This is a genomic window from Persicimonas caeni, assembly GCF_006517175.1.
GTDB classification, from domain to species: domain Bacteria; phylum Myxococcota_A; class Bradymonadia; order Bradymonadales; family Bradymonadaceae; genus Persicimonas; species Persicimonas caeni.
Window position 1 is genome coordinate 6,393,181 of the sequence record NZ_CP041186.1, and the last position, 21,599, is coordinate 6,414,779.

11 protein-coding genes are annotated in these 21,599 nt (G+C 65.8%); 6 read left to right on the plus strand and 5 right to left on the minus strand.

Annotation, left to right across the window (positions count from 1 at the left end; all coding sequences use genetic code 11):
- Positions 1 to 34: 34 nt before the first annotated feature.
- The 3 genes from FIV42_RS23720 to FIV42_RS23730 form a co-directional block, all read right to left on the minus strand.
- Positions 35 to 6,118: an Ig-like domain-containing alpha-2-macroglobulin family protein gene (locus tag FIV42_RS23720; RefSeq protein ID WP_168210896.1), complete on the minus strand. Its 6,084-nt coding sequence runs from the start codon at positions 6,116 to 6,118 to the stop codon at positions 35 to 37.
- 532 nt (positions 6,119 to 6,650) lie between these two features.
- Positions 6,651 to 7,631, minus strand: coding sequence for an asparaginase (locus FIV42_RS23725; protein ID WP_168210897.1), 981 nt, complete (start codon positions 7,629 to 7,631; stop codon positions 6,651 to 6,653).
- Between the two features lie 442 nt (positions 7,632 to 8,073).
- The gene (locus FIV42_RS23730) at positions 8,074 to 9,690 is read right to left on the minus strand and encodes an HD family phosphohydrolase (protein WP_141200099.1); all 1,617 of its coding nucleotides are present in this window, start codon (positions 9,688 to 9,690) and stop codon (positions 8,074 to 8,076) included.
- 204 nt (positions 9,691 to 9,894) lie between these two features.
- Between FIV42_RS23730 and FIV42_RS23735 the strand changes: the two genes are divergently transcribed.
- From FIV42_RS23735 to msrB, 4 genes are all read left to right on the plus strand, one after another.
- Complete coding sequence (locus FIV42_RS23735; RefSeq protein ID WP_141200100.1) at positions 9,895 to 12,138, plus strand: RecQ family ATP-dependent DNA helicase; 2,244 nt, start codon at positions 9,895 to 9,897, stop codon at positions 12,136 to 12,138.
- Positions 12,139 to 12,292: 154 nt separating this feature from the next.
- Positions 12,293 to 13,705: a hypothetical protein gene (locus tag FIV42_RS23740; protein WP_141200101.1), complete on the plus strand. Its 1,413-nt coding sequence runs from the start codon at positions 12,293 to 12,295 to the stop codon at positions 13,703 to 13,705.
- 17 nt (positions 13,706 to 13,722) lie between these two features.
- Positions 13,723 to 17,379: a serine/threonine-protein kinase gene (locus FIV42_RS23745; RefSeq protein WP_141200102.1), complete on the plus strand. Its 3,657-nt coding sequence runs from the start codon at positions 13,723 to 13,725 to the stop codon at positions 17,377 to 17,379.
- Between the two features lie 318 nt (positions 17,380 to 17,697).
- Complete coding sequence (gene msrB / locus FIV42_RS23750) at positions 17,698 to 18,150, plus strand: peptide-methionine (R)-S-oxide reductase MsrB (RefSeq protein WP_390619678.1); 453 nt, start codon at positions 17,698 to 17,700, stop codon at positions 18,148 to 18,150.
- 31 nt (positions 18,151 to 18,181) lie between these two features.
- On the opposite strand, the gene FIV42_RS30360 is transcribed toward msrB, so the two are convergent.
- Positions 18,182 to 18,355 carry a hypothetical protein gene (locus FIV42_RS30360; RefSeq protein WP_168210898.1) on the minus strand — a complete coding sequence of 58 codons (174 nt, stop codon included), beginning with the start codon at positions 18,353 to 18,355 and terminating at the stop codon, positions 18,182 to 18,184.
- Between the two features lie 246 nt (positions 18,356 to 18,601).
- On the opposite strand from FIV42_RS30360, the gene FIV42_RS23755 reads away from it, so the two are divergent.
- Together FIV42_RS23755 and FIV42_RS23760 are read left to right on the plus strand one after the other, a co-directional pair.
- Positions 18,602 to 19,324, plus strand: coding sequence for a DUF4336 domain-containing protein (locus FIV42_RS23755; RefSeq protein WP_141200104.1), 723 nt, complete (start codon positions 18,602 to 18,604; stop codon positions 19,322 to 19,324).
- Positions 19,321 to 19,794 (plus strand): MarR family winged helix-turn-helix transcriptional regulator, encoded by a 474-nt coding sequence (locus tag FIV42_RS23760; RefSeq protein ID WP_141200105.1) that lies wholly within the window; start codon positions 19,321 to 19,323, stop codon positions 19,792 to 19,794. The genes FIV42_RS23755 and FIV42_RS23760 overlap by 4 nt, the downstream gene beginning before the upstream one ends.
- 229 nt (positions 19,795 to 20,023) lie before the next feature.
- Here FIV42_RS23760 and FIV42_RS23765 read toward each other — a convergent pair whose 3' ends face one another.
- Complete coding sequence (locus FIV42_RS23765) at positions 20,024 to 21,385, minus strand: TrpB-like pyridoxal phosphate-dependent enzyme (protein WP_141200106.1); 1,362 nt, start codon at positions 21,383 to 21,385, stop codon at positions 20,024 to 20,026.
- Between the last annotated feature and the right edge of the window lie 214 nt (positions 21,386 to 21,599).

The following is a 21,599-nucleotide window of genomic DNA, read 5'->3' on the forward strand; positions in this document are numbered from 1 at the left end:
TCGCGCCCTTTGCGGTTCCACTCCAACTCGATCGTTATTCGACGATCACCTTGTCCGTCCCCGTCCGTCCGAAGGTCTCGGGGTGGTACATCTCCTCGGCCTTGGTCGGCGGGACGACGTACTCGCCCGGAGTCGTCGCGCGGGCGACGTAGGTGTACTCGTGCACACCTGCCCAGACCAACGGGGAGAACGCCTCGGCGCGCTCGTCGCGCAGGTTCTGGTGGGAGTACCAGGGGCGGAACCACCACCAGTAGGCGCCACGCTGCTGCTGCGGCTCGTTTTGACGCTCGGGGATCACCTCGGTGACCGCCAGGGCCGGGTTGAGCGGCTCGAGGCCCGCCGGCAGCGGGTCGACGAGCGCGACGTGGTAGCGGCGGGCGGGGGCGACCATCGACAGGACGATGCGCACGCGGGCGCCGGGTTTGATGACCCAGGTGCCGTCCTCGCGTTGCTTGACGTCGTCGGGGTCGTCGACCGCTTCGTAGCGCCGCTCGACGGCGAAGCCGTAGTCGGCAGGCTCCAGGTCGAGCGACTTGGGCGCGTACTTCATGCCGATGCGGTAGTACATGCGGCCCTTGCCGTCCTTTTGCAGCGTCAGGTTCGCGGGCTCCTCGCCGGCGACGTCGACGACCGTTCCCATCGGGATGTCGACCTGCTTGTAGTCGGTCGTGCGGCCCTTGTAGGTGTGCTCGCCGGCGTAATTGTCACCCAGCCACATGCGCGCGACGAAGTTGGGCGTCTGCTTCTCGTAGGTCTGGAAGTAGCGGTCGAGCGCCAGCAGCACGAAGACGTTCTCCTGGGTGTTCAGCCAACGGCCCCGGGTGCGGTGGTCGAGCAGGCCGCGCACGAGCTTGGGGATGAGGTCGCTCTTGGGCTCGGTGGCCATCGTCGCGTCGAGCAAGATGGCGTCGGTGCGCCGGCTCGAGTGCATCAGCACGTGCTCCTGGCCGCCGTACGAGGTGGTGAACTGCGCGGTGGCCGCCGTCTCGCTGACTCGGTTTTGCAGGAATCGCTCGAACTCGCCGATGCGCGACTGCGCCTTCGGCTCGTCGGCCAGGGTGGCCATCAGCCAGCCAATCGCCTCCATCGACAGTTGCTCCTCGGGGTCCTTCTTCGCCAGGGCGCGGGCTTGCTTGTGCGCCGACTCGCCCATCACGTCGAGCACGTAGTAGGCGTACGCTTTGACCGCGTTGCGCGTGATCTCCGAATAGGTCGGGGGGATATAGCGCTCGACGTTGTTCAGGAACTTATGCGCCTTGCCGAGCATCTCGTCCGACACCTCGAAGCCCTTCATCTTGGCGCGTTGCAGGGCGTGGGCGACGTGGACTTCGGCAAACGGGAAGCGATAGTGGTCGCGCGTCGACCACAGGTAGAACCCGCCGTCGGAGCGCTGCAGTTGCCCCAGCTTGCGGATGTCGCGCTCGACGGCGGCGACCATCTCCTCTTTTTCGGGCAAGCCCTCGGCGTCGAACGCCTCGAGCACGTCTTTGAGGGCGGCGATGCCCATCACACGCGAGGCGAGCTGCTCGGAGCACTCGAAGGGGTACTCGAACAGGTAGAGGACCGCGTCGGTCAGCTCTTGGACGGCGGTCGACGAGGTGGTCACCTCCAGTCCGCCGAAGAGCTCGATGGCGTCGGAAGGGGCGCGAACCGGCTGGGTCACAAAGCCCTCGTCGACCGTGCCGTAGGTGGCGAACGCCTCGGTGGTCGCAGGCGTCCACACCGGCAGCCTCTTCTGGGCGGCGTCCGCCCAGTTGCCGGTGCTCGCCGCGACCTGCACGATCGCCTCGCCGGCTTCTTCGGTGACCGCCGGGAAGCGCACCTCGACGCGGTCTTTGGCAGGAACCTCGAAGGTCTTGCCGGTGACCTCGCCGAAGCGCAGGTTGGCCGCGCGCACGGCCACGTTGACCTGCTTGGGCTCGTCGGTCTGGTTCTGGATGACCACCGGCATTTCGATGCGGTCGCCCCAGTTCAAGAAGCGCGGCGGCGAGGGGCGCACCATCAAGGGCAGGCGCGCGGTCAGGTTCGACTCGCCCTTGCCGAAGTGGTCGTCACCCTCGACGGCCACGGCCATGAGCCGGTAGCGCGTCAGGTTGTCGGGGAGTTTCAGGTCGACGGTGGCCTTGCCGTCGGCGCCGGTCTTCACCTCGGGGGCGAAGAGCGCCAGCGCGCGGAAGTCCTTGCGCAGCGCGATGGGCTTGGGCTTGGCCGGTCCGGCCGAGCCGCCGACGCCGCGACCGAAGGCCGCCTTCTCCTCCATCGGCGCGGCCGCCGCCGGGGCGGCTTGCATGGCCATGCTTCGCGTCGCCCCGGCTTCTTCGGCCTCGGCCATCTCGTCCATCATCACACCATCATCGGCGCCCCCCGCGATCGCCTCCTGAATCGTGGCGAGCAGCAGGTAGCTTCGCATGTAGCGGTCCTGCACGCCGGCCGATTGCTGGCGGTAGAACGAGCTGATGGGATCGCTCAACTGGTAGCCGCTCAAGGCGAGGATCGCCTCGTCGACGGCGATGAGCGCGACCTCGGCTCCCTTGGCGGGCTTGCCGTCCGCGTCGGTCACCGCCACCGAAATCTTGGTCTTGGTGCCCGGAGCGACCTCCTTTGCGGCGGGCGTCACGTCGACCGAGAGCACGCGCTTTTTGGGCGGGACCTTCAGGTCGAGGCTCCCGCTGGCAAACGCCGGCCGCTTGGGGGCGTCCTTTTGCGGCTCGCCCTGTTTGTTGCGCCGGTAGTCGGCTCCCACAAGGTCGACCTGCACGTGCACGTTCGGGTAGTCGGCCTCCGAGATCGAAATCTCGACGGTGTGCGAGCGCCCGTCGATGTCGAAGCGCTCTTCGGTGACGATGCCGTTTTGGCGCACCGTCATCAGCGCCTCGGCGTCGGCGAAGGGCGCCTGGATCAGAAGCTTGGCGGTGTCGCCGGCCTCGTAGGTCTCCTTGTCGGGGATGAGCTCGACCTCTTGGAGTTCGGCGCGCCGGTTGGGCGGCGTCTCACCGCCGGCGACCCACACGCGCATCTGGCTCATATTCGGGCGGCCCTTGGCGTCCTTGGTGATAGCGGTGATGCGCCAACTGCCGCCTTTTTCGGGCTCGAACTTGCAGGTCTGCGGGTCATCCTTCGAGGAGATCTTGCAGGTCTTCTTGTCCTTCTCGACCTCGCTCCACTGGCCTCCTTTGTACTGCCAGTCGATGCGCGCGGCGCTGATCTCGACGGGGCGGTCGGCCAAGATCTTGCCGTCGATGTCGGTCACGATCGACTCGATCTCGATGGGGTCACCCTTGTCGACGAAGTTCTTCTCGCTTCGGATGCCGACATAGGCCTTGGACGGGTGGACGAGCAGGTCGGCGCTCGCGCTCCAGGTCTGGCGGTTGACGTCGGTGACCGCGGCGCTGGGCGCGACGACCGTCGGCAGCGGCGGGGTGGCCGCGTCGAAGCTGATCTCGAGGTGGTGTTCGCCCGAGGCGTCGGTGTGGCCCGAGAAGGTCTCGGCGCTCGACCCGCCGCCGAAGCCGTTCAGGCCGATCGAACCCATCCACCAGGGTGTCCACTTGCCGAAGACGTAGTCGTCGTGATTCGGCGGGGCGTAGTGGCCCTCGCGGGTCTGCACCGTCCACTTCACGGGGGCGCCGGAGAGTCCGCCGCCGGCGTAGTAGTCGGCGTCGACGGTGATCTGGGTCGACTGGCCGATGACGTGGGGTCCTGCAGGCGCCTCCACGCTGACCTCGAATTCGGGTCGGCGAAACTCCTGGATCTGGAAGCCGTGCGAGGTCGCGCCGCTCACGTCACCGCCCGTTGCTCGCAGTTGGATGCGCGCATAGCCCAGGTTGACGTCGTCGGGCAGGTCGACCTCGAAGTCGAAGCCGCCGGCGCTGTTCACGTCGGCTGTGCCCGTGGCGATCTTGTTGCCGCGCGGCCCGTAGGCCTCGTATTGCACCTGCTCGACCCCGGCCATCGCCAGGCGGTCTTTGCGGTTCTTCTGGGCCTTGCGAAGCCACCCTTTGAGGTGGAGCGTCTCGCCGGGCTTATACATGCCGCGGTCGTCGAAGACGTGCCACAACATGTCGGGCGACTGCTTGTGCCGGCGCCAGTTGCTCTGGCCGCGGGCCCAGGGGGACATGTACTCGGGCAAGATGGCGACGTCGTCACCCTTCTTGGCCACGAGCACGTTGCCGCGCGCGAGCTTTTGGTCGCCCGACAGCTTCGTCAGGTCGATGTCGGCCAGGCCGTCTTTGTCGGTCTTGGTCGCGCCGCCGTTGAGCAGCGAGACCTCGACGCCTTCGAGGGGCTCGCCGTCGGCCAAGGCCGAGGTCCAGGTGAGCATCCGGTCGTTCGTGATGAACGCGTCGACCGCGATGTCGGTGTTTTGCACCCAGGTGATGACGTCGTTGTTGCGGTAGTGACGGTCGTTGAACGTGAAGAAGGGCTTGATGGGCTCGACGACGAGCACGAGCTGGCCCTTGCCGTCCTCCCCCCACGCCTCGTCGAGGTCGATGAGCGTCTGGGCGAACTCGTCTTCCTCGGCGTCGAGCTCGAACTTCTTGTCGAAGACCTTCTTGCCAGGCGCCGTCGCCTTGTCGGTGCGCCGGCGGTCGTTGACGAATTGCAGGTAGTCGGACCAATGCTCGGGCTCGACCTCGTAGGCCTGCACGTGGATACGCCCGAAGTTGACGCTGAAGATGGGGAACTTGCCCTTGGCCGCCGGGTCGAGCACGGTCAGCAGGCCCGCCGACGAGCCGAGCCGCGGCACGGCCGGTCCGACCTCCATTTCGATCGTGGTGTCCTTACCCAGCGTCTGGCCAAAGCGGTCTTTGAGGCTCGCGTCGAGGGTGACCTTGTAGGTCGTGCGCGGCTCGCTCTGGCCGTGGATATTGATCGACGAGTAGCTCGCCTTGACGTCCATGTTGGGGAGCTCGGGCTCGACGGTGACCATGTCGGCCGAGAATGCCTCTTCGTCGAGCTGGTTGTTGAACGTGATCCACCAGCCCGACATCGGCGGGCATTTATGCCGGCCGGTGCAGCTCTGGCGGCGCACCTGCAGCGGCTCGTAGGTGTGGGAGCTCTCGAACTGGGCTTTCTTGGTGACTTTGGGGCCCTCGGCCGACGGCGCGCCCTTGGCGATGCCAATCTGGACGCTCGACGCCGCCGGGAGCAGCTCGCTGGCGTAAAACGCGATCCATTGATTGGGCCGCGCCCCTTCGACGAGGCGGCTGACGGCGTCGTCTTGTTTGATTTGCTCGTCGGTCGCCAGCTTTGGCGCGTAGGACGAGCCGCCGGCTTTGATGGTCACGTATTCGAGGAGTTCCTCGGGGTTCACTCGCTGGTTGAACTCCAAAAACATCAACGGATCGCGCACATGCGGCCCGTGGCTCGGGTAGACGCGCGTGATGTCGAGCGGTGGGGTCGAGAACGTAAAGGTCGTCGCCTCGCCGAGCTTGTCGCCGGTGGCCGACTCGAGCGATTTGGGCACGGTCACCGTGTAGTCGGTCGCCATCGGAAAGCGCTCGCCTTCGGGCTCGAACAGCGCGGTGCGCGTGCCGATCCAGCGCCACTTGCCCTCGACTGCCGGCTCAATGCTTGCCGGCACCGTCTCGGCGGCGTCCTCCTGGCCGCTGACGGCGACCATCGGCTTCGAGAAGGTCAGGCTGAGCTTGGGGGCGAGATCGACGTTGCCCTCGGGCGCGTAGCGAAGCACCTTCAGCGGCCCTTTTTGAGCCTCGGGGACTTCACCCCCTTCGACCTCGGGCGGAAACGCCGTCTTCACCGTCTCGCCGGTGCGGGGAGGCGGCTGAGAGCGCTTGCGGAAGGCGAACTCCTCCTGGGCGTCCTCTTCGGCCGGAAGCGCCGGCAGCCGGCCCAGCAACCGCTTGGTCTCCGCCTCGCCCAGCGGCGTCCCCTCGACGGTGCGCGGGCGCACGAGCTTGTCGGGCGTCTCTTTGGCCTCGCGCAGGGTAAACTGCAGGCCCTCTTTGTCCTCGGTCGTCACGGTATACTCCCCGTCAGTCTCGGTCGCAGCGTGGGTCTGGTCGTCGCGCTCGTTCTTCTTGTCACCGCAACCGCTGCAGGCGGTCAGCGCCAGGGTTGCCGACAGAAAGACGACTCCGATACGTGCGTTCGTCATAGCGTACTTACTCATGTTGGTTCATTCGATGCGGGGAGCATAACGCAGCGTGTGACAAATGCCCACGTGCGAGGTGTTGGACGCTCCTGAAAGTAGGACATTCAGCTTCCCGCCAAGTTCCTGGGGGTACAAACGTGGCGAGTGGGTTGGGGATCTAAATTGCTTTCGAACTCGAGGTTGTGCGTCCGCCTTCGAACACGCGGGGGCCTCTCCTTCGTCGACCGAACGGCGGCCATATGTGTCTCGAGAAACTTATTAGCGTCGATCGCGGTCTCCCGCGGAGAGGCCACCCGCGTGTTCTTCGGCTCGTGGGCCGTGGCAAATCAGTAGCGAAGACAACGGGGTCTTCTCTTCGGCTCGTAGGCCGTAGCGAACCAGTAGCGAAGGCGACGGGGGGCTCTTCGAGGAAGAGTGCGATCGACGCTAGAGCTCCTCTGTTAGCGCAAACCTGCGTCGTTCACTCGCCCGAGAAGAGCCCCCCGAGCCTTCGCGAAACAACGCCTCAACACTCCAAACAAATCTTTCCAAGCAATCAACCGAGCTCCCCCGCCACATTACGCTGCAAATACGCCCGACGCGCCTCCGCGTCGTCGTAGATCGCCAAGGCGTGCATGAGCTTCGGCACCGCCGCTTCGACGGTCATGCGGCCGCCCGACACCGCGCCGACCTCGGCGAGCTTGCGGCTATTTTGGTACAGGCTCAGGTCGACGAGTCCGTAGGCCTGGGTGATCACCAAGACCTCGATGCCCAGGCCCACCGCCTTTTCGACCGTGGGGGCGAGTGAGCGTTTGGCGGTGGGGACGGTGCCCGCGCCGAACGCGGCCAAGACGATGCCGTGCGGGTGGTCTTCCGCCTCGAGCATCAACTCGAAGAGGCGTGGGTTGAAGCCGGGGGTCATGTGCACGGCCAGCACGTGGTTGTCGAAGCGTGCGTCGGGGGCGAACGGCTCGTTGCGGTGCAGGACGTGGTCGGCCACGTCGATGTCGACGCCCAGGCGGGCCAAGGGCGAGATGCCCGGGCTGTCGAAGGCGCGGTAGTCGCGGGCGTTGCTCTTGGTGCTGCAGCAGCCGCGCAGCAACAAGCCGTCGAAGCAGATGCCCACCTCGGGGATATCGCAGGTGGCGAGTTCGACGGCGTCGGCGAGGTTGCGTCGGGCGTCGGTGCGCAGCGCGGCCAGGGGGCGTTGGGCGCCGGTGAGCACCACCGGTTTGTCGAGGCCGGCGAGGCTGTAGGCCAGGGCGCTGGCCGAGTAGGCCATCGTGTCGGTGCCGTGGACGATGACGAAGCCGTCGTAGTCGTCGTAGTGCTCGGCGATCTTGTCGGTGAGCGTGGTCCAGTGCTCCGGGCCGATATCGCTCGAGTCGAGGTTGAAGACGATCTCGGTGTCGATCTCGGCCAGCTCGTTGAGCTCGGGCACCGCGTCGGTCAGCGCCTGCGAGTAGGCGTTGGGTTCGAGGGGCTCGCCGGTCATGCCGAGGGTGCCGCCGGTGTGCAGCAGGAGGACGCGCTTCATGGGAACTCCGAGGGGTTGGGTGCAGTCTCGGCGACCATTGCCCAAATTGTGGCGTTTTGGCAAGCGAGGGATGCCGGCCTGGTCAGAATGGCTTCTGAGGGTTGTGGGTTGGGGTCGGGCGCGGCTCGGGTCGTTTTTGGAAGGTTCGTCGTTGGGGGGGATGTCGAGGTGGAGTCGCGTTGGAGGGGTTCGTCGTAGGGGGGGATGTCGAGGTGGAGCTGCGTTGGAGGGGTTCGGAGATAGGGGGGATGTCGAGGTGGATGGCGAAGTTGAGGGGGCTTCCGAGGGTGCGCTCATCGGTGGACCTGCGGGTCCACCGATTGCGCTTACCCCCGGTGACGAGGTCGTGTGGCGGGGGGTGGGAGGTCGGAACCCGCTGGGTGTGACGTGAGTCGCGCCGGAGCCCCGGGTCGAACCCTCTGGGTGTGACGTGAGTCGCGCCCTAAGAGTCCTCGCTAAAGTCGACGTCGCGTTGCTCTTCGAGCAGCTCCTCGTCGGCGTAGGCGTCGAAGACACCGCTGTGCATCCCGAAGGCGACGATGTCGGGGTCGAGCTCGTTGTCCTCGACCATGCTGTGCAGGATGCGACGGACTACGCTCGCAGGAAGCGCGTCTTTGTAGGGGCGGTCGGCGGCGGTGAGCGCCTCGAAGATGTCGGCCACGGCTAAGATGCGCGCCGGCAGCGACAGCGCCTCGGCGCCCAGCCCGCGCGGATACCCCGAGCCGTCGAGCTTTTCGTGATGGCTCGCCGCGATCTCGGGGACGCTCTCGAGCTCGGGGGTGAACGGCAACTCCGAGAGCATCTCGAGGCTGACGCGGGCGTGATTGCGGATGATCTGGATCTCGTCCTTGGTCAGCGTCCCCTTGCGAATGCACAGGTTCTCGACCTCGTCGTCGGTGAGCAGCGGGCGCGCGTGGCCGCCCGTCGTCCAGGTGCGCTGGGCGATGGCCTCGACGCGCTCGACGGCCTCGTCGGCCATGAACTCGCCGCCCTTGTTGCACGTCTCGAGGAATTCGCGCTCGGCGCGAAGCTCGGCGACCGTGTCGGAGAAGCGCGCCTCGATGTCGGAGACGTCGGCGTCGGGGCCCTGGGCGCGCACGCGGTCGAGCTTGGCCTGCAGCGCCTCGATGCACGCGTCGCGCTCGAGCACCTCGTAGCGGGTCTGTATCTCGGCGATGCGGTCGTGGATGGTCTCGAGCTTGGTCGCCTTGTCGACGACCCACTCGGGGGTGGTCACTTTGCCGACGTCGTGCATCCAGCCGGCCACCCGCAGCGCCTTGCGCGCGCTGGCGTCGAAGTGCACGTCGGCAAAGGGGCCCTCGTCGGCGGCGTCGATGGCGTCGGCCAGCCTGAGCGTGATGTCGACCACGCGGCGCACGTGCCCGGCGGTGTAGGGCGACTTGGCGTCGATGGCCGTGGCGATGGTGCGGATAAACGCCTCGAATTGCTCCTCGAGGATGGTGAAGAGCTGGGCGTTTCGCACCGCCACGGCCGCCTGCGAGGCGAGCGAGGCGGTCAGCTCCTCAAGGCGCTCGCCGAACGCGACGACCTCGCCGGTCTCCTCGCGCGCGTTGATGAGCTGCAACACGCCGATGACCCCGCTCGAGTGGTGGCGAAGAGGGACGACGAGCATCGACTTCGACCGGTAGCCCGTCTCCCGGTCGAATTTGAGCGGCCCGGTAAAATCCCACTCGTCCTGCTCGCAGTAGACGTCGGCGATATTGGCCGTCTCGCCGGTATTGGCCGCCCAGGTCGACACGTTCGACAGCCGCGGCCGGCCATCCTTGCGCAGCGGAATCGGCCGAAAGATCGCCTCGTCGAGCTCCTCCTCGGAGGTCCCGCCGATGCGAATGCCCATCGTCTCGTTCTGCACGATCTTCCAGTCGAGGCAGCCGCGCTCCTCGTCGACCAAGAAGAGCGTGCCGCCGTCGGCGCGGGTAAACCGACGCGTCTCGTCGACGACCATTTCGAGCAAGACGTCGAGGTTGCGCTCGGTCGACAGGGCGGTGCCGATCTGGATGAGGTGGTCGACGAGTTGGAGGAGGTCTTGTTGCTGCATGGCGGTCTTGGGTGGAGTTGGCGGTGGTGGGGGGATGGTATTTGCGGGGCGCGGACTTGTCGAGGTGCGAGGCGTTTCCGGGGGTGCGCTCATCGAGTGCGCCGAGGGCGCGCTCGATTACGCTTACCCCCGGGAAGCCTCAACCCTCGACAAACGTTGCACCATGATACTAACCTCCGCCCGCCTTCATAACTTGGAGTACTGATGACCACTGCAGCAATGACCAACGCCCACGCCCCCCTCGCCGACAGCCTCCAAGAGGGCCTGAAGACCCTCTTTGGCTTCGACGAATTCCGCAAAGGGCAGCGCGAGGCGATGGAGACGATCATGGCCGGCGACGACGCGCTCGTCGTCATGCCGACCGGGTCGGGTAAGAGCCTTTGCTATCAGCTCACCGCGTGCGTCAAAGAAGGCGTGACGCTGGTCATCTCGCCGCTGATCGCTCTGATGAAGGACCAGGTCGACAGCCTGCAGAAGCTCGGCCTGCCGGCCACCGAGATCAACTCGTCGATGAGCTGGGACGAGCAGCAGCGGCGTATCGAGGGGCTCAGGCTCGGCGAGTACAAGCTGGTGTACGTGGCGCCCGAGCGTTTTCGCAGCGGGTCGTTTCGCCGGGCGCTCGCCCAGGTCGACGTGTCGATGCTGGCGGTCGACGAGGCGCACTGCGTGAGCCAGTGGGGCCACGATTTCCGGCCCGACTACCTTCGTATCTCCGACATTCGCCGCGAGTTGGGCAACCCGCAGACCGTGGCGCTGACGGCGACGGCCACCAAATTCGTCCAAAAAGATATCGTCGAGCAGCTCGACATGCCCGACGCGCATATTCTGGTGTCGGGTTTCGAGCGTCCCAACCTCTTCTTCGAGGTGTTCCACGCCCGGCGCGACAGCGACAAGCTCAAGCGGCTCGTCGCGCTCATCGAGTACTACGACGGCGAGTCCATCGTCGTGTATTGCGCCACGCGCAAGCAGGTGCGCCAGGTCCAAAAGAAGCTCGCCCGCGAGGGGATCAGCTCGAGCACCTACCACGGCGGCATGGGCGACGTGGATCGCGCGCAGACGCAGAACGCCTGGATGGACGGCGAGGTGCCCGTGCTCGTGGCCACCAACGCGTTCGGCATGGGCGTCGACAAGCCCGACGTGCGCGCGGTGGCCCACTACAACGTGCCCGGCAGCGTCGAGGCGTATTACCAGGAGGCCGGCCGCGCGGGGCGTGACGGCGATCCCGCCCATTGTCTGCTGCTGTTCAACTACGGCGACAAGGGCATCCACGACTTCTTTACCGAGAACTCGTACCCGCTGCGCACCGAGGTGATGCTCGTGTGGCAGTACCTGAGCGGGCTCGGGACCGGCACGCACGCGGTCGACGCCGACCGTATCTCCGACGAGTTGGCGCGTCAGGGCGGCAAGATTCACTCGTTCGGGGTCGACTCCATCCTTCGCCTGCTGCAGAGCGGCGGGCATATCGAGGTGTTGCCGGCCGGGCAGGGCGTCACGGTGCTCGACGAGACGCCGGTGGGCGAGGTGAACGTCGACTTCGAGGCGGTCGCGCACCGGCGCGAGGTGGCCAACGAGCAGCTGGGAAATATGCTGCAGTACGCCTCGAGCCAGAGCTGCCATCAGGCCGAGCTGCTGCACTACTTTAACAGCGAGCCGAGCTTCGGAGAGCGCTGCGAGAATTGCTCGTCGTGCTCGGGCATGCCCGAGTATGTCGAGGAGAACGCCGAGGCGCTCCAGAAGTCGATCGCCACGGCCGAAGCGCCCGACGTGCTCATCAAGAAGCTCTTGGCGGGTGTGGCCCGCGGTCGCGGAAAGCGCGGGGCGCACGCAGTCGCGGCGATGCTGCGCGGCTCGATGGCCAAGTCGGTCACCGAGGCGGGCTTCGACAAGTTGAGCACCCACGGGATCTTGAGCGCGATGGTCCAGGACGACCTCGTGCATCTGCTCGACATGCTCACCGCCAGCAAGCTGGTGGAGCGAAACGAGTACGGCTGCGTGTCGATTACGTCGCTCGGGGCGGACGTCATGCGCGACGACGCGCCGATGCCCGAGTCGCTCGAGCGTCAACTCGACATCACGCTGGTCGAGCCGTCGCGGCGCCAGAAGCGCAAGCAGACGCGTCGCTCCGATGCGGCCGCGGCCACCGGGAGCACTTATGACCGCACGCTCGAGCTCGTCCAACAGGGGCTCACCCCCGACGAGATCGCCGAGGAGCGCGGCCTGAAGACGCGCACCATCACCAACCATCTCATTACGCTCGCCGCGCGCGGGGACACCTTCGACCTCGAGCCGTATCTCGACGGCGATATCCTGGCGCGCATGCGCACCCTGGCGGCCGACTGGCAGGACGGCGACGCGCTCCGCCCGCTCAAGGACGAGCTGCCCGAGAGCTGCTCGTACCCCAAGCTCAAGATTCATCTCGCTCAGGTGTTGATGGAGCGCGAAGGGTGAAGTGAACTGTCCTTGCCAAACGCCACGCGTCCGCTATGGTGGCCCCATAGGATGTGCGTAGGTGTAGTCAAACTTGATACCCATCACAGGTGTCAGCGTTGCGATGAATGGTACTGGACGGCTTCAAATTGCCGGTTGGGTGGCCGTAGTCTGTTTGCTCGTTGGGACCGCGGCGACGGCCCAGGTCCAGACGAAGCCGACCGAGCGAGCAAACCCCGACACGCCTGCCTCCACCGCCATCACCTACCAGTTCAACGACCCCAACCCGCGGGTCAAGAACTCGGTCTACTCGGTCTACCAGGCCGACGGCGTGACCATGATGGTGCGTCATCCGCGCCAGGAAGCCCCTCAATTCGACAAGCCGACATGGTACGCCAACGCGGCGACCGACGGTCGTCTGGTGCGCGTGCTCCAGGCGCATCGCCCGGTGCTCGTCAAGCCCGGCTCGGGCGGCTACAAGCCCGGCACGCGTGAGCGTCGCCGGCGTCGAGACGACGTGTCCTACGTCGCCTACGACAACCTCGAGACGAAGCTCGTGCGCGGCGAAAAGGACCGAAAGATCGCCGGTCAGAAGACCCACCACTACATCTTGCACCTCGGCTTCGAGGGGACCCGCTTCGATGACACCGGCGAGAAGGTCGAGCAAAAGAAGCTCGCCTACGAGCACCACCTCTGGATCGCCGAGGACCTGCCGTACTCGCCGGCCTTCGCGCAGCCGTTTCGCATCATCGGCCGCCTCTTCGTGGGCGACGACGGCACCAAGCTGGGCGAGTATATCTACGACCAGGTGCGCCCCGAGCTGGAGGCGAAGGGCCTTGTATTGGGCATGGAGTTTCGCCAGAAGGGCGAGAAGGCCGCAAAATACAGGCTCGAGGCCGAGCGCTTCGGCAAAGCCAAGGCGCGAAAGGCCACGCTGCCCGAGTACCCGATCATCGACCAGAAGACCTTCGCCAAGATCACGCCGTTGAGCTTCGTCAGCCGCATGGTCGCGCCCTCCGACGAGGAGGCCGCCGGCAAGTCGAGCTTCGAGCTGTCCTACAAGGGCGACGCGAAGGGGGACATCGAGGGGACCGCAGTGTGGGGAACGAACACCCACGGCGACTTCGCGCTGTTGCTCAGCCTGCCGTCGAAGTTCGGTTCCGAACAGGGCGCGGCCGCCGAGGGCGCGTCCTCCAAAGAGATCTTTTTGCTGCTCATGCGGCCCATGCACGGCCGCCCCGAGGAGGGAGAGTACGAGGTGGCCAACGTGGTCGACGACATCGAGTCGCTGTCGAAAGAGGAGCTCGAGGCGTTGTCCCAGAAGTTTACGGTCATGGCCGTCATCCGCGAGCGCAAAAAGGACGCCGAGCACCCCGATATCTACGCGCTGACCGAGGCGGCCGAGGGCAAGGTCACCGTCTCGAAGGGCGAAGAGGGCCTGCAGGGGACGATCGAGCTCGAGCTGAACGGAATCGCCCTGTCGACCGACGCCTCGAAGGCCTCCATCGAGGTAAAGGCGAGCTTTTCGGCGCGCAAGGCGCTTGATAATGTCGGATCGAGCACCATTACTCAGGTGCTCACTCGCTAGCGTCGAGTCTGGACCTCATGGCAAATTCTTTGGGCGGAGCGCCCATTCCATGTCACGCCTTTGATCTCTTGGAGCCGCTGGGCAGCGGAGGGATGGCCGAGGTGTGGCGGGCGGAGCATCGCGCACAGAAGACGCCGGTGGCCATCAAGGTGATCACGGCCCGGCAGGCCCGACAGAGCGCCTACGTGGACCGGTTTCGTCGCGAGGTTCAGGCGGTGGCCGGCTTGAATCACCCAGGCATCGTCGGGGTCTTCGATTACGGCCAGATTCCCGACGAGGCCGCCAGCCGACACCCCCGTCTGGTCGCCGGAAGTCCGTTCCTCGCCATGGAACTGATGAGCGGCGGAAGCCTCGCCTCCTTACCCACGTCGAGCAGCTGGGCCGACCTTCGGGCCCTGTTGGCGAGCATGCTCGATGCGCTGGCTCACGCCCATGCTCGCGGCGTGATTCATCGCGACCTCAAGCCCGCCAACGTCCTGTTCGACCGCCGCACTGACGGCCGCCTGACCATCAAATTGGCCGATTTCGGCATCGCCCACGCCCTGCGTCGCCGCTGCGAGATGCCTGTGACGAACTCGCCGTCGAGTTCGGTGGGCACTCCCCTTTATATGCCGCCCGAGCAATTCGAGGGTCGTTGGCGCGACTTCGGCCCGTGGACCGACCTGTACGCTCTGGGGGCCATGGCCTACGAGATGGCGAGCGGGCACCCGCCCTTTGTCGCCGAGAATCCGGTCAAGCTGGCGATCATGCATATGAGCAAGGCGCCGCCGCGGATGCACCCGCGCTTCGACGTCCCCGCCGGGTTCGAGGAGTGGGTCCAGCGCTTGCTCATCAAGGAGCCGCACGCGCGCTTCGAACGGGCGGCTGACGCTGCCCGGGCGCTCGCGGCGCTACCCGACTGTGCACCTGCGCTCAGGCAGACGTCTCCGGGGCTGCCCGCCGAGGCACCACTGCCGCGCGACCCGTCCCATGAGGATCTCGCGGATACGCTCTTCGAGGTGGTCGGCGAGACGCTCGCGATGCCCGGCGTCGAAGCCTTGGCGACACAGGCTTCCGAACACGCGGCGACCGAGCACTTGCCGCGCGAAGCCTTCTCGGGCCTGGAGACGCAGAGTCACGAATCAACCGAGACGCCCGCGCCCGAGACTCCCTCGCCGTTGCAGGTGCCGCCGACCTGGCGCATTGCCGGACGCCAAGGTTCCTCGGTGCAACTCAGCGGGGCCGGGCTGGGCTTGTTCGGACTGCGCGAGATCCCGATGGTCGACCGCGACGACGAACGCGATCTGATCTGGGAGGCGCTTCGCCGGGCCGTCGACGAGGGGCGGCCGCGGGCCGTGCTCCTGACCGGAGCCTCGGGCACGGGCAAGAGCCGGCTGACCGACTGGATGTGCACTCGCGCCGACGAACTCGGCGTCGCCACGGTGCTGCGCGCCTCGCACAGTCACACCGCGGCGGTCAACGAGGGTGTGGCGGGCATGCTGGAGGACTACTTTGCCTGTTGGGGGGCGACTCGCGAGGAGACCCGCGAGCGGGTACGTGCCGGTCTCGAGCGCGTCGGCGGCGTGGCGGAGCAGGACCCGACGCACGACACGAGCGACGACGTGAGCGCATTGGTCGAGCTGATCCGCCCGGTGGGAGAGACGGCCACCGCAGAGGAGCGCTACCGGTTTTCCTCGCCCCGCGAGCGCCATGCGGTGGTGGCTCGTTTGGTGCGCCGGCTCGCGGGGCGTCGCGCGGTCATCATCTGGCTCGACGAGGTTCAGTGGAGCTCCGAGTCGATCGCGTTGGTCGAGCACGTGCTTCGGAGCGACCGCGAGATGCCCGTGCTCTTCGTGCTCACGGCGCGCTCCGAGGCGCTCGGCGACGATGAGCACGTCGCCGCAAAGCTCGATGCGCTGGCGGAACTACCCGGGTGCGTGCACCGAGATGTGGGCAACCTGCCGTCACACTATCAACTCGAGCTCGTCCACGAGATGCTCACGCTCGAGCCCGAGTTGGCCGAGCAGGTCGTCGCTCACACCGGCGGCAACCCGCTCTTCGCCGTGCAGCTTGTGGGGGACTGGGTCGAGCGCGGCGCGTTGAGCTCGTCGCACCGGGGCTATCAGCTCAACGAGGATCTCGGTGACGCCGTGCCGGCGACAATTCGCGAGCTCGTCGAAGCGCGGCTGGCGCGGTTGATCGCGGGCGGTCCGGCGGAAGAAGGTGCGCAGGATGACGAGGCACTGGAGCTGGCCGCGGCGCTGGGCATGCGTGTGGACGCAGACGATTGGGACGCAGCGTGTCGGCACGCCGGGTTGGAGGTCGAGCTCGGTCGGCTGACCGAGGCGTTGGTCGACAGCGGTCTGGCCGAGCGCCTGCACCGTGGCTGGAGCTTCGCGCACGGCGTGGTGCGCCAATGTCTCGAAGCCCGAGCGCGCCGTGAAGGCCGGTGGCAAACCCATCACGCAGCCTGTGCGAAGATGCTCGAGGACCGAGGCGGCAACGACACGCCCTCGGCCGCGGTTCGCCTGGCCGAGCACTGGTTGGAGGCCGGACAGCCGGAGTGTGCGATCGGTCCGCTACTCTTTGCGGCAACCGAACTCGTCGAACGGGGAGAACACACTCGGGCGCAGGATCTACTCGACAGGCGCGAGGAGGCTCTGGCGCATATGGAGATTGGAACCGACGAGCGTGCTTGGTCCCAGGGCTGGGTAGTCCGTGCGCGCAGCCTGATGGCGCACGGGCCGAATCCGGAGAGCCTCGAATACTTTGATCGCGTCGAGCACTGCGCCCGCGAATCTGGCTGCCGCGACCTCCTCGCGGCGGCCGGCCACCTGCGCGGCATCGACGCGAGCCGCCGCGGCGACTCCGATGCAGGCCTCGCCTATTTCGAACAGAGCCGACGCGACGCGACGGCCGTCGGCGACCAGAGCTTGGTGGCCCATAACACCCGCTGGATCGGCACCTTGCGCCAAGCTCGCGCCGAGTTCGAGCTCGCCCAGGAGTCTTTCGAGCAGGCGATGCGAGACTTCGAGCGTCTCGCCGACGACCAGTATCACGGCGAGGCGCATAACGAGTTGGCCTATCTGTGTTTGCAGCGTGGCGACCTCGACGGGGCCGAGGCGCTCTTGGAGCAGGCTCTCGCGTTTTGGGAGAATTCGCCCACACGCAATCCGCTGGGGTTGGCGAATACCTACAATATCCTAGGCGAAGTCTATCGCCAGCGCGCCCGTCCGGCCGAGGCGTTGGCGCACTACCGGCGCGCGCTGCGTATCTACGAGCGCACCGAGCTCGACAACTTCGCCCACGTCACCCGGCTCAATATCGGCCTGGCGCTCGTCCTCGACGAGCAGTTTGCCCAGGCGCGCGAGGTCCTCGAGGATGTCGAGCACTCGTTGCACGCGCCGACTCGGGCGATGTGCAGGCTGGCGTTGCTCTCGTGTGCCGCCGACGAAGAGACTTGGGATGATTGGGACCGGTGGGCCGACGAGGCAATCGCGTGGTTCGAGGAGCACGAGTTTTTCGAGCAGGCCAACGCCTGGGCGGCCGAGGTCGCCGGCGAGCGTGCCGCCTCCCGCGGCCGGCTCGAGCGTGCACGACGGGTGTGGGAGCTCTCCGAGCGCCAGTGGCGGGCCATCGGCGACACCCAATCAGCCGCGCGGGTGGCCGATCGCATCGCCGCGCTGGCGAAATAGGTGAGCCTTCGAGATGTTTTTATGAATCGAATCGACGCTCAAAGGGGTCCAACTGTTGAGGTCACTAGACTTCGAGCGACCTGTCGGCGATCGTTGTGCAGACTGAAGACCGAGGACCGAATCATGAAGCGTAGCGTCCACATTATCATCGCCTGTGCCACCCTCGTCGCGTTCACCTGGGGGTGCGACGGCAGCACACTCGGCTCGAGCAAGAGCGCCACCGAAACCCGCGGCGCAGCCCTCCAGCAGACGACTGCCGACGAGAAGACCGAGGCCGAAGCGCACAACCACGACTTCGAGCATATCGACTACTCGGAGGTGCCCGACAAGAAGGCCGACCCCGACCTGAAGCTGACCGAAGAGCAGTGGAAGGAGCGCCTGTCGGACGAGGAGTACGAGATCCTGCGCGAGAGCGGCACCGAGCCGGCGTTTACCGGCGAGTTGCTCAAAATCAAGAAGCAGGGCGTGTACGTGTGCGGTGGCTGCGGCGAGCCGTTGTTCTCGTCCGAGACCAAGTTCAAGTCAGGCACGGGCTGGCCGAGCTTCTACGACGCCGTCGAAGACGGCACGGTGGGGTTGGCCAAGGACAACAAGTACGGCATGCAGCGCGTCGAGGTCTACTGCACCAACTGCGGTGGCCACCTCGGCCACGTCTTCAACGACGGCCCGGCGCCGACCGGCCTTCGCTACTGCATCAACTCGGCCGCGCTCGAGTTCGTGGAGGGTGATGTCGAGGAAGGTCAGTCCGGCGAAGCCGCCACCGACGAATAAGAGCGCGACGAGTAAGATCGCCGAGCAGGATTCAGACGGCGCGCCGCTTCCAACCGCAGTCCTTGCAGCGGTGCTTGGGGACCATCAAAAAGACGCCCCACAGCGCCAAGATCCCGCTCACTCCCAGAGTGGGAATCGCGCCGACAAACCCCACCATCACCAGCGCCCAACCAAAGATCACCCCGAAGACCGAGCGGCGGCGCACTACGCGCTCGCTGCTGCATTCGGGGCACTCTGCGTATTCTTTTCGATGAGCTGCGATGGGGGACCTCACGGGGCATCGGACTTCTAGGTCGCTTCGTACAACATGCGCCGGTTCGGCGCAATTTCGGGTTCGTGATGTAAGGTAGTCAGTTTTGCTTGACTAAATTGGGGGCGGCGCTACTGTTTGGTGTTGTAGTCAAGTCTGGTTGACTAAATGCGCCCGAGGCGCTCGATACGGAGAAGGATGATGCTAGAGCCGATTAGCCCCACCATCTGGGGTGCAGAGCACGATGTGAAGGCGCCGGGAGGCATCATTTTCCGCTCGCGCATGAGCGTGGTCGACCTGGGCGACGGCGAGTTGTTGCTGCACTCGCCGGTGCCCATCGACGACGCTCTGGCCGCCGAGATCGATGCGTTGGGTACGGTGCGCTGGATTGTGGCGCCCAACGATCAACACCATCTGTACGCCGGGGAGGCCTCGGCTCGGTACCCGGGCGCGACGCTCTTGGGTACGCAGGGGGCGCGGGACAACGAGCCCGACGTCGAGTTCGACGCTGCACTCGAAGACGGCGCGCCCCCCGAGTGGGCGGGGCGCCTCGAGATGGTCGGCATCGAGGGGACTCGGTATTGGAACGAGTTTGTGTTCTACGAGCCCAAGTCGCGCACCCTGATCTGCTCGGACCTGGTCTTCAATATCCACGAGATCCCCAATTTCGCGACCAACCTGATGCTCACGCTCGTCGGGGGCAAGGGCGGGGTGGTGCAGACGCGGTCGGAGCGCTGGTTTCTGGTGAAAGACCGCCCGAGCTATGCCGAGAGCATCGCGAAGGTGCTCGCGTGGGACTTCGACCGGCTCGTGATGGGTCACGGGCGTGTGGTCGAGACCGGCGGATATGAAGAGTTGGCCAGGGCGGTTCGGTGGGCGCTTCCGTCGTCGCATCGGGAGAAAACGGAGCAAGGGACGCCATGAGTGAGCAGCCTAGAGATTCCGATAAGGCTTTCGAGGAACGAAAGCGCCGAAGCTTCTTCCAGGTCCTGTTCAAGGCGGCGCGCCTGATCAACGAGATGGCGCTCGAGCGAGTGCGCGAGGCGACCGGTGACGAACGCATTCGTCCGGCGCACACTTCGCTTTTTCCGCATATCGACGCGGAGGGAAAACGTCTGACTCAATTGGCGGACAAGCTTGGTGTGACCAAGCAAGCCGTGCAGCAGTTGGTCGACGATCTCGAGCAGATGGGGTTCGTCGAGCGGGTGCCCGACCCGAGCGACGGGCGAGCGAAGCTGATTCGCTGGTCGTCCTCGGGACGCGCTGGACTCGACGCCGGTCTCGGTCTGTTGATGGAGTTCGAAAGGGAACTCGCCGAGGAGATCGGCGAAGGAGAGTTGCGTACGGCGCACGAGGTCTTGTTGCGGGTGGTGGATTGGGTTGAAGGAGAGTAGGCCTTGCAGGTGCGCGGCGGCTGCTATTGAGGTGGAATGAGTATTAAAGGGCGGACGATTCGTCGCGTTTGAGCGAAGAGGATGTCGTGGCTGATAAGACACGTGGCTTGTCAGCAATGCGTGCTCTTCGCTCGAATGTTGCGAGTCGTCCGCCCTTCAATTGTCTTTCGCGAGGGCGCTGTCGAGCCCTCGCCTCAAATAGCTGGCCTTCAAGAATCGAGGCGCTGCATCACACCTCCGGAAGCTCGGCCAACGCCGCGTCGAGCTTTTCGGCGTCGTAGTCGCGGTCTTCCAGGTTACCTGCGAAGTACTCGTCGTAGGCGGCCATGTCGAAGTTGCCGTGGCCCGACAGGTTGAACAGGATCGTCTTCTCTTCGCCGCGCTCCTTGCAGGCCAGCGCCTCGTCGATGGCGCCTTTGACGGCGTGGTTGCTCTCGGGGGCGGGGATGATGCCCTCGGCGCGCGAGAAGAGCACGCCGGCCTCGAAGCAGCCCGTCTGGTGGAAGGCGCGCGCTTCGATGATGCCGAGCTCCTTGAGGTGGCTCACCAGCGGCGACATGCCGTGGTAGCGCAGCCCGCCGGCGTGGAAGCCGGGCGGGATGAAGTTCGAGCCGAGGGTGTGCATCTTCATCAACGGCGTCAGGTGGCCGGTATCGCCGAAGTCGTAGGCGTATTTGCCGCGGCTGAGCGTGGGGCAGGCGGTCGGCTCGCAGGCGACGATCTCGACGTCCTGGCCGCCGCGAAGCTTCTGGCCGATAAACGGGAAGGTCAGCCCGGCGAAGTTGCTGCCGCCGCCGGCCGCTCCGAAAATGACGTCGGGGTAGGCGTCGGCCATCTCCATCTGCTTGATCGCCTCGAGCCCGATGACGCTCTGGTGGGTCATCACGTGGTTGAGCACGCTGCCGAGCGAGTATTTGGTGTCGTCGTTCTTGGCGGCCAACTCGACCGCCTCGCTGATGGCGATGCCCAGGCTGCCGGTGGTGTTGGGGTCTTTGGCCAGAATTTTTCGGCCCGACTCGGTCTCCTCGCTCGGGCTCGGCACGCACTCGGCGCCGTAGGCCTGCATCATCGCCTTGCGATACGGCTTCTGCTCGTAGCTCACCCGCACCATGAAGACTTTGATGTCGATGCCGAAGATCGCGCCGGCAAAGGCCAGCGACGAGCCCCACTGGCCGGCGCCGGTTTCGGTGGTGATGCGCGTGATGCCCGCCTCTTTGTTGTAGAAGGCCTGCGCGACCGAGGTGTTCGGCTTGTGGCTGCCGGTGGGGCTTGTGCCCTCGTATTTGTAGAAAATCTTGGCCGGGGTATCGAGCACGCGCTCGAGGTTTCGCGCCCGGTACAGCGGGGTGGGCCGCCACATGCGCAGCACGTCGATGATCGGGTTGGGGATCTCGATTTCGCGCTCGGTCGAGACCTCCTGCTCGATCAGTGCCATCGGAAAGAGCGGGGCGAGGTCGTCGGGGCCAATGCCTTCGCCGGTGGCCGGGTGCAAGACCGCCGGGGGCGGCTCGGGCAGGTCGGCGGCAATGTTGTACCAAGATTTGGGGATGTCCTGCTCGTCGAGCAGATATTTGAGGCGATCATCGGACATGGGTGCTCCGGTATCGAGTAGACTGCTGGTTGGCGTGTGCGAAGCATCGTAGCGGGTGAGGCCCGGCGGGAAAAGGGAAGCGCAGATGGACGTCGATTATTTCACACGGGCGGGAGCAGGTTTGGCGCATTTTTTGCGACAGTTTGGCTCCCGTGCAGAATTTTCGCGGCCCTCGGCCTTCGAACCCTCCTCGCACGCCATTTTATCTGCTGGC